The sequence below is a fragment of the Siansivirga zeaxanthinifaciens CC-SAMT-1 genome, from assembly GCF_000941055.1.
GTDB classification, from domain to species: domain Bacteria; phylum Bacteroidota; class Bacteroidia; order Flavobacteriales; family Flavobacteriaceae; genus Siansivirga; species Siansivirga zeaxanthinifaciens.
Map to the genome: position 1 here is coordinate 345,993 of NZ_CP007202.1, position 16,033 is coordinate 362,025.

Below are 16,033 nucleotides of genomic sequence, written 5' to 3' on the forward strand. Positions count from 1 at the left end.
CTAATAAAAGCTTTCTTATAATAATTTTAAGGGCGCGACCTTACTTGGTTTGAAAATAACCAAGTAAGGTCGCGCTTTTCGTTATATCTTTTTCTCGTACCTCAAAAAAGGATGCCACTCCAATCGCTAACGCAGGTACTTGCCAGAGGCATTCTAAAACTAAAAATCCGTATTATTAACAAATACTAGTCTTCGTCTAATTCCATAATTAAATTAGCAATTAAAGCCGTCCATCCCGTTTGATGCGATGCCCCTAAACCTTTACCATTGTCGCCATCAAAGAATTCATAAAAAAGATGTAAATCTTTAAAATGCGGATCTTTACTAAACATCTTATCGCTATCATCTGCATGGTACTGAAACTTACCATCTTCATTACTTTCAAACAATTTAATTAAACGCTTAGAAAGCTCGTTAGCTATTTGTTTCAAATTAAGTTTATTGCTAGAACCTGTTGGAAACTCGTAAACATACGAATCGCCATAAAAAGTATAATATTTACGCAACGACTGAATAATCATATAATTTAAAGGCAACCAGATAGGACCACGCCAGTTGGAATTTCCACCAAACATCCCCGAGCGACTTTCTCCAGGCTCATACTGAATTTGATGACGCCCATGATGCTCAAAAACAAACGGGTGTTTTTCATGATATTTAGACAACGATCTAATCCCGTAATCCGATAAAAACTCATCTTCAGCCAACAGTCGCTTCAGTAAATGTTCCAATCTAAAACCACGCATAATAGAGAACAAATAATTCCCTTCTTCATTGGTATTATCTAAATTAGAAATTAACGAAGCTAAATCTGGTCTGGTTCTAATAATTTCGTTAGCGCGAATTCTAAATTCTTTTAACTCTTCAAATAAATCCTTGTGTATAATTTCAACAGCAAACATAGGGATTATACCAACCAACGATCTTACTTTCATTCGGTTGGTTGTACCATTTTCCATTTCAACCACATCGTAATAAAAGTTATCTTCATCATCCCATAATGAAATATCTTTTTTACCAATATGGTGCATGGCCCAAGCAATATTTAAAAAGTGTCTGAAAAATTTAGCGGCTGCTTCTTCGTATATTTTATTGGTTTTTGCCAATTCCAAAGACATTCGAAGCATGTTTAAAGTAAACATAGCCATCCAGCTGGTGGCATCGGCCTGTTGCATTCGGGTAATTCCGGGCGGCATATGGTTTCTATCGAAAACACCAATATTATCTAAACCAAGAAAACCACCTTCAAAAAGGTCTGTTCCGTTTTTATCTTTTTGGTTTACCCACCAAGTAAAATTAATGAGCAGTTTTTGAAACGCCTTTTCTAAAAAAGCAATATCACCTTTTCCTGTATAATTTTTATCTTTTTCGAAAACACTCCAAACCGCATAGGAATGTACGGGAGGGTTTACATCGCTAAAATTCCACTCGTAAGCCGGAATTTGCCCATTAGGATTCATATAGCTTTCTTGCAAAACCAGTAACAACTGTTCTTTTGCAAAATAGGGGTCTATCTCAACAAAGGAAGCCATATGAAATGCTAAATCCCAAGCAGCGTACCATGGATATTCCCACTTATCTGGCATAGAAATAATATGCCTGTTGGTAAGATGTTGCCAATTATAATTTCTAAGATTTGTTCGGCTGGGGGCAGGTTCTCCTGGGCCACCAAACAACCACTTAAACACATCGTAATAATAAAATTGTTTGGTCCATAAAAGCCCCGAAAAAGCACTTTTTGCAATACCATGATGCGTTTCTGGCAGGTTTTCTTTTAATGTTTCGTTATAAAAATCGTCGCAATCTTGAAGGCGTTCGTTAAAAATAGCGTCAAAATCATTCCAAGGATGCTCTAATTTACTTTTGCTTAATCGCAAACGCACACTTTTTTCTTCTCCTGGCTGCAAACTAAGCTTATACCATACCGCCATTTTCGATCCGTTTTTATCGGGATTTACAGTCGGTTTTCCTGCAATAACATGGTCGTTAATACCATCTTTCACATAATCGACATCGTTTGGCATGTTATAAATACGCTTGTTATTTGTTTCGTTTTCACAAAATAATTGCTCGCCATCCTCATGATAAAAATAGTATCGGCCGTTTCTAATACTTCTGGATTGCACAGAATGATCGCTAATAGATTTCATATTAGGCCTAGAAAATCGCTTGTTATGTTTCCAAAAATTTCTAAACCACAAATGCGGAAGTACATGAATATCGGCCGCTTTATTACCACGATTCACCACGGTGACTTTCATTAAAATATCATCTACATCGGCTTTAGCGTATTCAATAAAACAATCAAAATAGGCATTGTTTTTAAAAGCTCCGGTGTCTAATAACTCATATTCAAATTCCTCACGACTTCTGCGGTTGTTATTAACCAAATCGGAATAAGGAAATTCATTTTGCGGATATTTATACAAATATTTCGCATAGGAATGCGTAGGTGTTGAAATCAAATGAAAATAAAGCTCTTTAACATCTTCACCATGGTTTCCTTGATTATTTGTTAAACCAAACAAACGCTCTTTTAAAATAGGATCTTTTCCATTCCAAAAAGCAGGTGCCAAGCAAAGTATTTCTAGAGAATCGCAAAAACCACCAATACCCTCTTCGCCCCAACGATAGGCATTACTGCGCGCCTTTTCGTGATCTATAAACTCCCAGGCTTCGCCATACTGACTGTAATCTTCGCGCACCGTCCCCCATTGTCTTTCAGCCAAATATGGTCCCCATTTTTTCCAATGTCTATAGGTATCGGATACTGCTAATCTCTCTGCTTCTTTACCTTTTTGCTTCATAATATTATTTTAAAAAAATTGGATGCTTTAAAGAATCACCCAATGAAAATTCTATTTAAAAAGTCGTTTAAACTCTTTTTTCATGGTGGAATGAAGTAAAAATAAGTTTTTTTTAAGCAAATAATGTATACCTTAATAAGTATTACTTAATTGTTAGTATTAAAGGGTTGTTTTTGTTTTCAAGAAAAAAAAGGAGACTTAAATTAAAAAACTCTCAGACCAAAAAAGCCATTTAAAAAACAAGGTGGTCTTTATGCTGTTTATAATGAATTTCAAACTATAAAACTCTTAATTTACATGGCTTTTTTTCACATTATACGTATCTTTAAGGTATGCAATTTTAACAGAAAATGCCACAATACAAACCTAAAAACAGACTAACACCACAAACGTATATCGATGGTGTTTTAAAAGGAGATCGCGTTATTTTATCCAGAGCCATCACCGTTATTGAAAGTAATCTTGAAACCGATAAAATCCTTGCAAAAGAAATAATTCAAGCCATACTACCAGCTTCAGGAAATTCCATTCGCATAGGTATTACAGGGGTTCCTGGCGTAGGCAAAAGCACTTTTATTGAAGCATTTGGCAAACACCTTATCAATGAAGGCAAAAAAGTCGCTATTTTATCTATCGACCCCAGTAGCCAACGCTCGAAAGGCAGCATTTTAGGCGATAAAACGCGTATGGAAGAACTAAGCCATTTAGAAAACGCATATATTCGCCCTTCTGCCTCGGGCGACACCCTAGGCGGTGTTGCTAACAAAACTGCCGAGAGTATGCTACTTTGTGAAGCCGCCGGATATGATGTTATTTTAATTGAAACTGTTGGTGTGGGACAATCGGAAACGGCTGTTCATGGAATGACCGATTTCTTTTTATTGCTTATGCTTGCTGGTGCTGGAGATGAACTTCAGGGTATAAAAAAAGGCATTATGGAAATGGCCGATATGGTAGTAATTAATAAAGCCGATGGCAATAATATGGCATCGAGTGAGATTGCTCGATTACAGTATCAAAATGCGCTTCATATTTTCCCGCAATCTGATTCGGGATGGTTACCGGTGGTTACCAAAGCATCGTCAATTAACCATACAGGTATCGATGTGGTTTGGGAAGAAGTTAAAAAATACAAAAGTTTAGTTGTTAAAAATGGTTATTTTGAATCTAACCGAAATAACCAAAAAATTACCTGGATGTATAACAACATAAATGATGCTTTAAAACAACTTTTCTACGGCAGTGATGTGGTAAAAACCAAACTCTCTAAATTAGAAAACGCTATTGTAACTTCTGAAATTTCTCCAGTAAAAGCAGCCGAAGATATTATGTCGGTTTTTAAGGACCATTTTAAATAAAAAAGCAACACTTTTAAAGTATTGCTTTTTTTATGCATTTTAAAATACTCGTATTATTTTTAATCTTGCTCCAAATATTTTTCCATTATTTTAATAGCAGCCTCAGAAATAACGGTACCCGGACTAAATATTGCAACAACATGACGTTCTAATAAATAATTGTAATCTTGTTCTGGAATAACGCCACCAGCAAATACTAAAATATCGGGTCTGCCTAAATCTTTTAAAGCTTCAATTAACTGCGGAATTAATGTTTTATGTCCTGCCGCCAAACTGGAAGCGCCCACAAAATGCACATCGTTTTCAACAGCTTGTTTTGCAACCTCTTCGGGGGTTTGAAACAAAGGTCCCATATCGACATCGAAGCCTAAATCTGCAAAACTCGATGCCACAACTTTAGCGCCTCTATCGTGTCCGTCTTGTCCCATTTTAGCCACCATAACACGGGGTCTTCTACCTTCAATTTCTGCAAAAGTATCGGCTAATTTTTGAGCTTTTTCAAATGTTTTATCGTTTTTCACCTCTTTACTATAAACACCACTAATTAACTTATTATCGGCTTTATGGCGACCAAAATGCACCTCTAAAGCATCCGATATTTCTCCTAAAGTTGCAAAATTTTCGGCAGCTTCAACAGCTAATTCCAATAAATTACCATGTCCTGTTTCGGCACAATCGGTTAATGCCTTTAATTTAGCATCAACAACTCCTTGATCTCTGTTTGCTCTTAATTTTTTTAATCGCTCGATTTGAGATAACCTAACCACCGAATTATCGACTTCTAAAATTTCAATATTCGATTTTTCTTTTGTTTTAAATTTATTTACCCCTACTAAAATGTCTTGTCCAGAATCTAAACGCGCTTGTTTTCTAGCAGAAGCTTCTTCAATTCGCATTTTAGGCACTCCAGTTTCTATGGCTTTTGCCATGCCTCCTAAAGCTTCAACTTCTTCAATAAGTTTCCATGCCTTTTTAGCAATTTCCTGAGTTAAATATTCAACATAATAAGAGCCAGCCCAAGGATCGACAGATTTAGTTATCTGGGTTTCTTCTTGAATATAAATTTGGGTATTTCGTGCAATTCTTGCCGAAAAATCTGTTGGTAAGGCGATGGCTTCATCTAAGGCGTTGGTGTGTAACGATTGGGTACCGCCTAAACCAGCAGCCATGGCTTCAATACAGGTTCGGGCTACATTATTAAAGGGATCTTGCTCACTTAAACTCCATCCGGAAGTTTGACTATGTGTACGCAAAGCCATCGATTTCGGATTTTTAGGATTGAATTGTTTTACAATTTTTGCCCAAAGCATGCGCGCGGCACGCATTTTAGCAATTTCCATAAAATGATTCATTCCTACAGCCCAGAAAAATGATAATCTGGGTGCAAACTCATCAATTTTTAATCCAGAATCTAACCCCCTTCGAATGTATTCCATACCATCGGCTAAGGTGTACGCTAACTCAATATCGGCGGTAGCACCGGCTTCCTGCATGTGGTAGCCACTAATAGAAATGGAGTTGAATTTTGGCATGTAATTAGTGGTATATTCGAAAATATCACCAATAATTCGCATGGAAGGTAAGGGCGGATAAATGTACGTGTTACGCACCATGAATTCTTTTAAAATATCATTTTGTATGGTTCCGCTAAGTTCGTTTAAAGCAACTCCTTGTTTTTTTGCCGCAGCAATATAAAAGGCCATAATAGGTAAAACGGCCCCGTTCATGGTCATAGAAACCGACATTTTATCTAGTGGAATCTGGTCGAACAGAATTTCCATATCTAATATGGAATCTATAGCAACACCGGCTTTACCAACATCGCCTGTAACGCGTGGATGATCGGAATCGTAACCACGGTGGGTTGCCAAATCGAATGCCACTGAAAGCCCTTTTTGTCCGGCTGCTAAATTTCTTCTGTAAAAAGCATTCGACTCTTCGGCAGTTGAAAAGCCAGCGTATTGTCGAATGGTCCAAGGTCGTGTAACATACATGGTACTGTAAGGCCCTCTTGTAAAAGGTGGCAATCCAGCTGCGAAATTTAAATGCTCGGCATTTTCTATATCGTGTTTTGAAAAATATTTTTTAACAGGTATGCCTTCTGGAGTGTTCCAAACATCTTGATTATCTGAAATTATCGTTTCCTGTTTTGTTACTGTATCTAATTCTAGATTTGAAAAATCCCGTCTCATACTTCTAACGCTTTAATGTTTTTTTGAACTTTTTTCTGAATTTTCGCTATGGTTTGTATGACATCCGATTTCATATGAATACAATCATCTAAACCTGCTGCTTTCAACGCATCCAATATATTAACAGGATTACCTGCTAACAAAAGTACTTTTTCTGAGTTATGTGACCTAAAAGTCTGCACAAATGTTAAAGCACTTGCTTCGTAATCTGGATCTGAACTGCATATTACAACAACATCCGAATTTGATGTCGCACTCACTTTAGCAGCTGTCTGGGCACTTTCATAATTCTTTTCCTGCCATACTTCGAAACCAGAAACACCTAAAAAATCATAAGAAAAAGCGGCTCGGGCTTTTCTCATGGTTAAGTTACCAAAACTTGCAAGTTCTACAATAGGTCGTTTGTTAATTTCTTCTACTAAAACTTCGGTAGTTTTTCTAATGGCTTCAATTTCTAACGAAGCACGCCTTGGAACGAGTACTTTGGTTTGTGGTTTAGCGCCTTCAGATAACATAGTTGCTGAAATTTTCTCCATAAGATTTGGATATTTATTCACCCCAACCATAGGTAAACGTCGCTGACTCATTCGTTTTATTTTTTCCTGACGAATTTCTGCAATTTGCTGTTGAATGATCTCGTTTTCAAAAGCATTGTAAAATCCACCAAGTGCTTCAATTGATTTAAAAAGTGCTAAGGCCTTTTCTGAAATTTTCGTTGTTGCCTCTTCAATATAGTAAGCACCATCAACGGGGTTAGCTACTTTTCCGAAGTAAGACTCTTCTTTTAAAATGGTTGAAATATTACCTGCAATTCTTTTAGAAAATGGCGATGGCGCGTTAAATTCGTTGTCGTAAGCATCAATTAAAACACCATCTACATTTCCTAAAATTGCAGACATGGCCTCGGTGGTAGCTCGTAATAAATTGGTATGAGCATCGGTAACAGACTTGCTCCAAATAGAGGTTTTTGCTGTTACGGTGTGTTTAAAATCGGTCACTCCATACGTTTTAGATACGGCATGCAACAAACTGTTAAGCGCTCTAAACTTGGCTATTTCGATAAAATATTCTGAACCTACAGCCAATTCTATATGTAAATGATTAAATATGGGCTCAATATCCATGCCTCTATCGGATAACTGTTCGAGAACAAAAACCAACGCATTTAATGTATAGGCTATTTCTTGAACCTGATTCGAACCAGAATCCAAAAACGCAGTTCCAGAAATTGTTACTGTTTTATAGTTTATATAATCTTTAGAAAGTTTAATTAAGCTTTCAATAACTTCAAAAAAGGATGCATTAAACCACCTGTTGTTAGGTAATTAGAAATAAGCCCTAAATCTATAAACCCTTTTAAATGGGCGCTTTCCGTAATATTTTGCTCTACATAAGCAAAAAAATCGATAGCAAATTTTAAGGCATTATTTCCTAATTTAAAGGAAACAGCAATAGAATTTATATTAATATGTTCAAGAAGTTCAACAACAGAAATGTTTGTATCTACTTTAAAAACAAGTCCGGTAACACCCTCATTTATAGCCTGAAGCGCTTCTTTATTTCCTTGAGATGCCGTTGTTACATCGATGCCTATATAATTAATCAAATTGGAAGCATTTACCCCAGTTTTGGTTACATAATTTAAAGCATCGTTCGCATCGTAAAAAGGTTGAAAATTTAAATCGTTTAAGTTTTTCCAAACTAATTTTCTGTTAAAATCTTCACCTTTTAAATCTGTATTTACTTTTTCTATCCATTCCTGTTTGGTTGCAGGACTAAAGTCTGAAAAAAGTTTGTCGTTATTAGTATTCATTAGGATAATGTTAGGTTTAACTTAAAATTAAATCATGATTAAACTATGACCAAAACGCTTAAAAATAGCCTGATCTATAGTTTCGCGATGGTCTGGATGGGCGATATCTCGCAAAGATTCTGCACGTTGTCTTAGGGTTTTTCCAAACAATTCGGCAACACCATATTCGGTTACAACAAATCTGGCATGAGCCCGCGTTGTTACAACACCTGCACCCTCTTTAAGCGTTGGTACAATTTTAGAAACGCCTTTAAGCGTTGTTGATGTTACTGCGATAATGGGCTTTCCACCTTCCGATAAGGCTGCTCCACGCATAAAATCCATTTGACCACCAACGCCAGAAAACATTTTTGTCCCTATAGAATCGGCACAGATTTGTCCGGTGATATCTATTTCAATAGCCGAGTTAATAGCCGTTACTTTAGGATTTTGTCTTATAATAGAAGTATCGTTTACATAGGCAATGTCGAGCATTTCAATCTCTGGATTATCATCCATAAAATCATATAAACGTCGGGTTCCCATGGCAAAACCTGAAACTATTTTATATGGATTGACCTTTTTTTGAGAACCATTTACAATGCCTTTTTCAACTAAATCTACAATACCCTCCGAAAACATTTCGGTATGCACCCCCAAGTTTTTATGATTCATTAAATACGATAACACCGCATTTGGAATACCTCCGATGCCCATTTGAAGCGTTGCGCCATCATCGATAATCCCTGCAATATTTTTACCAATAGCTTGTTCTTCGGCAGAAGGTGCAACAAATTTCATTTCGTAAATTTCTTCATCAACCTCCACGCAAGCATCAAACTTGTTTATATGAACGATGGCATCGCCAAAGGTTCGTGGCATTTTGGGATTAATTTGAGCGATAATAGTTTTACCTTGCTCAATCCCTGAAATAACAATATCTACCGAAACACCCAAGGAGCAAAATCCGTGTTGATCTGGTGGCGAAACATTTACCAAAACCACATCTAAACTCATATAACCCTGACGGAATAAACTAGGAATATCACTTAAAAAAATAGGAATATAGTCGGCGGTGTCACCAATCATTTTTCTAATATTGCCTCCTATAAAAAAGGCACTTGTATGAAAACTTTCTCTTAACTCTGGTGCGATATAACCACAAGCGCCTTCGGTATGCAAGTGAACAATCTTAACACCTTTTAATTCTGGAGCTCTAGCTACCATGGCTTTAATAAGTGTTTGAGGTGTTGCCGAACCGCCTTGAATTAATACACGATCACCAGATTTTATTAGTTTAACAGCAGCTTCGGCTGTCATTTTATTTGGTAAATTCATATCGTTACATTTTAATTTTTATCTCATTTTGTTTTATAAATCACGGTTATCCTAAAAAACTTAAAATAATACCCGCTGCAATTGCAGAGCCAATAACCCCTGCTACATTTGGTGCCATGGCATGCATTAATAAATAATTCTGTGGGTCGGCTTTTAAACCCACAGCATGAACTACACGAGCACTATCTGGCACTGCCGAAACACCCGCTGCCCCGATAAGCGGGTTCAATTTATCATCGCCTTTTAAAAATAAATTCATGAATTTAGCAAACAACAAACCTCCCATAGTGGCGATAACAAAGGATATGGCACCCAGAGCAAAAATCATCATAGAATCTTTCGTGATGAAAATATCGGCTTGAGTAGAAGCCCCAACAGTCACTCCTAATAAAATCGTAACAATGTCTATAAGTTTTGTACGTGCTGTATCGGCAAGACGTTCTGTACGGCCAGATTCTTTTAATAAATTACCAAAGAACAACATCCCTAACAAAGGCAAGGCACTTGGCGAAATAAACGTGGTTAGTAAAAGCGCCACCACAGGAAAAATCATTTTTTCTTTTTGCGAAACTGCTCTTGGAGGTTTCATTCTAATTAAACGCTCCTTTTTGGTTGTTAGCAATTTCATAATTGGCGGTTGAATAACTGGTACCAATGCCATGTATGAATAAGCAGCTATGGCAATAGGACCAATTAAATTTTTAACCGTAGTACCATCGGGTAAAATGTTAATGCCGTTGGCTAGTTTAGATGATAAAAAAATGGCTGTTGGCCCATCGGCTCCTCCAATAATACCAATAGCACCAGCTTCTGGCAGATTAAAACCTAAATAAAGCGCTCCTAAAAAAGTCGCAAATACACCAATTTGAGCAGCAGCACCTAAAAGCATTAGTTTTGGGTTTGCAATGAGTGACGAGAAATCGGTCATGGCACCAATACCCAAGAATATAAGTGGCGGATAAATACCTTTTACAACGCCAAAATACAGATAATTTAAAACCGAACCTGCTTCGTAAATACCCGTTTGATTTCCAACTACAAACGGAATATTGCCTATAATAACACCTATTCCGATAGGAATTAACAACAAGGGTTCGTAATCAAATTTTATTCCCAGATATATAAAAATGATACCAACCAAAATCATAATCAAATTACCAGATTGAGCGTTTGCAAACCCAGTGAAACTGTAAAATTGTTTAATGCCATTGAAAGCTTCAGAAACAAAGCTCTCTCCTACCGTATTGTCTGAAACTGTAAGGGTTGTTGTTTCGGTTGTGTGGGTCGCCTTTGCATTTAAGCCCAATACAGGTCTTATAAAAACAAGTAGCGATAGGACTCCAAATATTAATATTATTTTCTTCATATGCTTCAATTTTAATCCTTACAAAAAACCAAACATCTTGATTTTAATGAAAGACGTATGCTTTTTATTCCAGTTCTATCATTAATTCACCTTGCAAAACTTGTTGCCCCACTTTAACATGAATCGCAGAAACTACGCCCGAATACTCAGAAACAATACTGTTTTCCATTTTCATGGCTTCAAGTACTAATAGCAAATCGTTGGTTTTTATCTTATCTCCAACATTCACATGAATTGATAAAATATTACCAGGTATAGGAGCTATTATTTTTGTTTTAGAAGATGAAGGATTCACTTTTACGGGTTCTACGGCCGCTGCTGTGGACGGTTTACGAACTAATGTTGGTGTTTTTAAGGTTTTAATTTCTTCTTTCATTTTAACAGAATAAGAGGTTCCGTTAACTTCAAGATCAATGGTGTTGCTTTCGTGTGAAACAATTTTAACACTGTAGCTGTTTTCGTTTATTTTAAATGTGAAATTTTTCATGTTAACTACTGCTTTATGGTTGCAAAAAAATGATTATGGTTAAAATCTGTTACCGTAGGCACTGTAAATTTTAGAACTCCAAGGTGAATACATTTTTCTGGCCTGTTTTATGGTTAAAATAGCATTCTCATCGTCGTGCTGCTCCTTTAAATACATGTGTATGGCTACCGAAATAGCTGCTGCCATTTCGCCTGTAAAAGCCTGATTTACTTTTGGTGAAATCTCTTTTACTTTTTTATCGGGTCCTTTGGTAATGATTTTATAGACATAAAGCATTATTGGCAAACCATATTTAAAGAAAACTGTTAACAGAATTAATCCCCCAAAAACAATGATTAAACCCGTAATTAAAATAATGTACCCCTCACTTATAGCATCGGTATATAATAATAAATGTGTCATTATAAAGGAATGTTTGAATGTTTTTTAGGTGGATTTACCTCTTTTTTATTTGCCAGTAACTCTAAGGCTCTAATGATTCTGAATCTTGTATTTCTTGGCTCGATAACGTCGTCTATAAAACCATATTTAGCAGCCACATATGGGTTCGCAAATTTGGTGTTGTATTCGTTTTCTTTTTCTTCTATAAAATGAAGTTTTTCGTTGGCATCTTCTATTTTTCTAATGTTAGAACCTTCTAAAACTTCCACCGCGCCTTTGGCACCCATAACGGCAATTTCTGCCGTTGGCCAAGCGTAGTTTAAATCGCCACGCAACTGTTTACAGCTCATCACATCGTGTGCACCTCCATAAGATTTTCGTAATGTTATGGTTACTTTTGGTACCGTAGCTTCTCCGTAAGCAAAAAGCAATTTAGCTCCATGAAGAATGATCCCAGCGTACTCCTGACCTGTGCCTGGTAAAAATCCTGGCACATCAACTAAAGTTACTATGGGTATATTAAAGGCATCGCAAAAACGAACAAACCGGGCAGCTTTTCTTGAAGCTTCACAATCTAAAACTCCAGCATAAAATTTTGGCTGATTGGCAACAATACCAACAGAACGCCCGTTAAATCTTGCAAACCCGACAACAATATTTTTAGCATAATTTCTATGAACTTCTAAAAATTCGCTGTTATCGGTTAAAATTGAAATAACATCAACAATATCGTAAGCCTGATTCGCATTTTCCGGAATTATGGTATTTAAAACATCATCGAGTCGGTCGATTGGATCGGAAGTCGATACGCTAGGTGGTTCTTCAAGATTATTAGATGGAAGGTAGCTTAATAATTTTCGTATTAGCAATAAATTTTCCTCATCATTTTCGGCTAAAAAATGAGACACTCCAGATTTTGTAGAATGTATGGTTGCTCCTCCCAGTTGCTCGGTTGTTACAACTTCACCCGTAACCGATTTAACAACTTTAGGACCTACTTGTTTGATCGGTCATGATAGTAAAATCTGTAAGTGCTGGTGAATATACAGCCCCACCTGCACAAGGACCTAAAATGGATGAAATTTGAGGAATAACACCTGAAGCCATAATATTTCTTTGAAAAATCTCGGCATAACCCGCCAGAGACCTTACACCTTCTTGAATACGGGCACCTCCACTATCGTTAAGTCCGATTACGGGGACACCAATTTTCATGGCCATGTCCATAATTTTACAAATTTTTAAGGCATACGTTTCAGAAAGGGAACCCCCAAAAACTGTAAAATCCTGAGCAAAAATGTAAACAATTCTGCCATCGATAGTACCGTGCCCAGTAACCACCCCATCCGAGAGATAAATTTCTTTATCTAATCCGAAAGATTTAGTTCTGTGCGTAACAAACATATCGAACTCCTCAAAGCTGTTATCATCTAAAAGAATTTCAATTCTTTCGCGAGCCGTTAACTTACCCTTAGCGTGTTGCGAATCGATTCGTTTTTCTCCACCACCTAATTTAGCTTTTGCTCTTTTTTCAATGAGTTCGTTAATTTTAACTTGATTTGCCATAAGTTATTTATTTAGACAATTATTTCACTTTAATCACTTTAATTTTTTGAGCACAACTCGGTAAGAACACCCAAAGTTGATTTCGGATGAAGAAAACCAATATTTAAACCCTCGGCGCCTTTTCTTGCTTGTTTATCAATTAAAGTAACACCACTTTCTTCTGCCATTTTTAATGCTTCATCTGTATCGTTTACAGCGAAGGCAATGTGGTGAATACCTTGCCCTTTTTTAGCAATAAATTTGCCTATAGGGCCATCGGGAGTAGTACTTTCTAATAATTCAATTTTTGTAGTACCTACCAAAAAAAAGGCTGTCTTCACTTTTTGATCGACAACCTCTTCTATGGCATAACATTTCATTCCTAAAACGTTTTCATAATATGTAATGGCTTCTTCTAAATTATCGACAGCAATACCGATATGTTCTATATGAGAAATATTCATAACGCTTAATTTATGTTAGTTTATTCTTTTAAGTCTATCAAAATTAGGAGAATGACCTAGGAATTTTCATGATGAATGTCATGTAATTAGAACAATTTTTTGTAGTTATTAACTACAACGTAATAGTTGGTTTTGTAATTTAAAATTGATTATTACTACCAATACAAAATCTAAATTCAATTAAAGTATATTTACCTTATGTTAACAATCAATACGTTTTTAAAAAACCAAAAAACTAGCCTAATATTTGTGCTAGCTAGCATAGCATGCTATTTTACTTTTGCTTACAATCTTATTAGAACAGATTACATTAATCTTGTTACTTTATATGGCGCCTTGTTTTTTTTGTTTTACAAACTCATACAAGAACTAAAAAACAATATTAAAGCACTTACCTATATTGCTTTTAGTTTTAGAGCTATTTTCATTTTAGCCATTCCCAATTTATCTCAAGATTTCTATCGTTTTATTTGGGATGGAAGAATGCTTCTGCAAGGTTTTAATCCCTACTTATATAATGTAGAAAGCTTTATTAACGCGCAAACATTACCGGTATCTCAGGCACAAATTTTATTTGAAGGTATGGGCTCGCTTAATGCCAGCCATTTCACCAATTATCCTCCAATAAACCAACTCTGTTTTTTTATAGCGGCATTACTGGCTAATAAAAGTATATTAGGTTCTGTAGTTGTTTTGAGATTTTTGATTATTGCTGCTGATTTTGGTACACTATATTTTGGAAAAAAATTACTTAATAAACTGAATTTACCTGAACATTATATTTTTTGGTACATCCTAAATCCGTTTATTATTATAGAGCTTACAGGTAATTTACATTTTGAAGGCGTGATGATCTTCTTTTTAATTTGGAGTTTGTATTTACTGCATCAAAAAAAATGGCAATGGGCTTCCGTTGTTTTTGCCTTATCAATTTCTACCAAATTAATCCCCATTATATTACTACCTTTATTTTTAAAATGGTTTTCAAAAAACAAACAGCATTGGGATTATAAACGCCTATTTGTTTTTTACACCCTTACAATATTAACTACCATAGCTGTTTTTATACCATTTTACTCGAATGAATTTATTACAAACTATTATAAAACCGTTGGTTTATGGTTTACTACCTTTGAATTTAATGCGAGTATTTACTACTTGGCCCGATCTATTGGCTATACCTTTAGAGGATATAATGAAATTGCTATTATTGGTAAAGGGATTTCTGTATTAACTGTTATTTTTACATTAGCCATAGCGCTTTTAAGAAAAAACGATACAACCAAAGATTTAATAACAAGTATGCTTTTGGTATTATCTTTTTATTTTTTCATGTCGACCACTGTACACCCATGGTATATAGCAACACTTTTAATATTATCAATTTTTACGGAATATAAATTTCCGCTAGTTTGGAGTTTTGTTGTTATATTAAGTTACTTGTCTTATTTGAATGTAGATAGTTCCGACAAGTCTGAAAACCTATGGATTATTGGACTGGAATACAGCATTGTTTACGGCTATTTAATTTGGGAAATGGTTATAAAAAAAGCCGCTAAAAAGCAGCTTTCATAATAAATATATTTCGCAAAAAATTCTAACCCTAGAACAATAACTAGGAATCTCAATTTATAATTTTAAATATTTTACTACTTAAAACTAAAATAAAAGATGATTAAAATTTACTTTATATGGGCTTTAAACTTTCTACCCTATAAATAACAATTTCTTCATCGTCATCTTCAAAATCTTCAACAAAAACGATTTTAAAAGTTTTATCGATTAGACTTTTATCATTTTTTAAATCGAATTGTTTTAATACTCTTGGATGTACTTCCTCAAACACCAACTCTTCTCCATTTTCAAACCAAAACGTGTAATAACCTTTTATGTAAGACTTAAAAACAGCTGTTCTCATTTTATATAATTTAATTAATCTTCATCGTCTTCACCGTCTTCATCATCTGCAACGTCTGGAATATCCGTTGGATCGTCATCGTCGTCGTCATCGTCTGCATCGGCGTCTTCAACCTTTACTTCTTCAAAATCTACCGAATCATCAGCTACATCATCACCATCATCGTCTCCAAAGTCTTCCATTGCCTGAACAAGACGTTTACCAACTTTTACTAAGTAAATGGTATCATCGGTACGAACTTCTACAGCTTCAATGATTTCGTTTTGGGCGTTTCTAAATGAAATGATGTCTGTTTCATCGTAACCATCAGGAAACTTTTCTACTAAAAGATTTAAAATATCTTCGTTCAATTTTTTGTAATCTACAATTTTGCGTAACATTTTGT

Annotated in this window: 13 protein-coding genes and 1 pseudogene; 2 read left to right on the forward strand and 12 right to left on the reverse strand. The window is 35.6% G+C overall.

Translation table 11 applies throughout. The features are described from left to right. Positions 1-185: 185 nt before the first annotated feature. Positions 186-2,807, reverse strand: coding sequence for an MGH1-like glycoside hydrolase domain-containing protein (locus AW14_RS01655; RefSeq protein ID WP_044637226.1), 2,622 nt, complete (start codon positions 2,805-2,807; stop codon positions 186-188). Between the two features lie 350 nt (positions 2,808-3,157). Between AW14_RS01655 and meaB the strand changes: the two genes are divergently transcribed. Continuing rightward, complete coding sequence (gene meaB, locus AW14_RS01660) at positions 3,158-4,165, forward strand: methylmalonyl Co-A mutase-associated GTPase MeaB (protein ID WP_044637227.1); 1,008 nt, start codon at positions 3,158-3,160, stop codon at positions 4,163-4,165. 59 nt (positions 4,166-4,224) lie between these two features. On the opposite strand, the gene scpA is transcribed toward meaB, so the two are convergent. From scpA to mce, 9 genes and pseudogenes are all read right to left on the reverse strand, one after another. Next, complete coding sequence (scpA, locus tag AW14_RS01665; RefSeq protein WP_044637228.1) at positions 4,225-6,357, reverse strand: methylmalonyl-CoA mutase; 2,133 nt, start codon at positions 6,355-6,357, stop codon at positions 4,225-4,227. Beyond that, positions 6,354-7,640 carry a methylmalonyl-CoA mutase family protein gene (locus AW14_RS01670; protein WP_084708728.1) on the reverse strand — a complete coding sequence of 429 codons (1,287 nt, stop codon included), beginning with the start codon at positions 7,638-7,640 and terminating at the stop codon, positions 6,354-6,356. The genes scpA and AW14_RS01670 overlap by 4 nt, the downstream gene beginning before the upstream one ends. Then, positions 7,628-8,170 carry a hypothetical protein gene (locus AW14_RS01675; RefSeq protein ID WP_044637230.1) on the reverse strand — a complete coding sequence of 181 codons (543 nt, stop codon included), beginning with the start codon at positions 8,168-8,170 and terminating at the stop codon, positions 7,628-7,630. Before AW14_RS01675 ends, AW14_RS01670 begins: the two co-directional genes overlap by 13 nt. Before the next feature lie 27 nt (positions 8,171-8,197). Further along, a complete protein-coding gene (locus tag AW14_RS01680; RefSeq protein WP_044637231.1) occupies positions 8,198-9,487 on the reverse strand; it encodes an acetyl-CoA hydrolase/transferase family protein in 1,290 nt (429 codons plus the stop codon). Between the two features lie 46 nt (positions 9,488-9,533). Then, a complete protein-coding gene (locus AW14_RS01685; RefSeq protein WP_044637232.1) occupies positions 9,534-10,853 on the reverse strand; it encodes a sodium ion-translocating decarboxylase subunit beta in 1,320 nt (439 codons plus the stop codon). A gap of 64 nt (positions 10,854-10,917) precedes the next feature. Next, positions 10,918-11,340, reverse strand: a complete 423-nt coding sequence (locus AW14_RS01690) for a biotin/lipoyl-containing protein (RefSeq protein WP_044637233.1) — start codon at positions 11,338-11,340, stop codon at positions 10,918-10,920. 39 nt (positions 11,341-11,379) lie between these two features. Next, positions 11,380-11,742, reverse strand: coding sequence for an OadG family protein (locus AW14_RS01695; protein WP_044637234.1), 363 nt, complete (start codon positions 11,740-11,742; stop codon positions 11,380-11,382). Beyond that, positions 11,742-13,287 (reverse strand): annotated as a pseudogene (locus tag AW14_RS01700) (acyl-CoA carboxylase subunit beta). Before AW14_RS01700 ends, AW14_RS01695 begins: the two are co-directional and overlap by 1 nt. A 38-nt stretch (positions 13,288-13,325) precedes the next feature. After that, positions 13,326-13,730, reverse strand: a complete 405-nt coding sequence (gene mce / locus AW14_RS01705; protein WP_044637235.1) for a methylmalonyl-CoA epimerase — start codon at positions 13,728-13,730, stop codon at positions 13,326-13,328. A 249-nt stretch (positions 13,731-13,979) separates the two neighbouring features. On the opposite strand from mce, the gene AW14_RS01710 reads away from it, so the two are divergent. After that, positions 13,980-15,305: a glycosyltransferase 87 family protein gene (locus AW14_RS01710; protein ID WP_316930046.1), complete on the forward strand. Its 1,326-nt coding sequence runs from the start codon at positions 13,980-13,982 to the stop codon at positions 15,303-15,305. Between the two features lie 112 nt (positions 15,306-15,417). Here AW14_RS01710 and AW14_RS01715 read toward each other — a convergent pair whose 3' ends face one another. Beyond that, complete coding sequence (locus tag AW14_RS01715) at positions 15,418-15,648, reverse strand: hypothetical protein (protein WP_044637237.1); 231 nt, start codon at positions 15,646-15,648, stop codon at positions 15,418-15,420. A gap of 14 nt (positions 15,649-15,662) precedes the next feature. Continuing rightward, positions 15,663-16,028, reverse strand: coding sequence for a hypothetical protein (locus AW14_RS01720; RefSeq protein WP_044637238.1), 366 nt, complete (start codon positions 16,026-16,028; stop codon positions 15,663-15,665). Between the last annotated feature and the right edge of the window lie 5 nt (positions 16,029-16,033).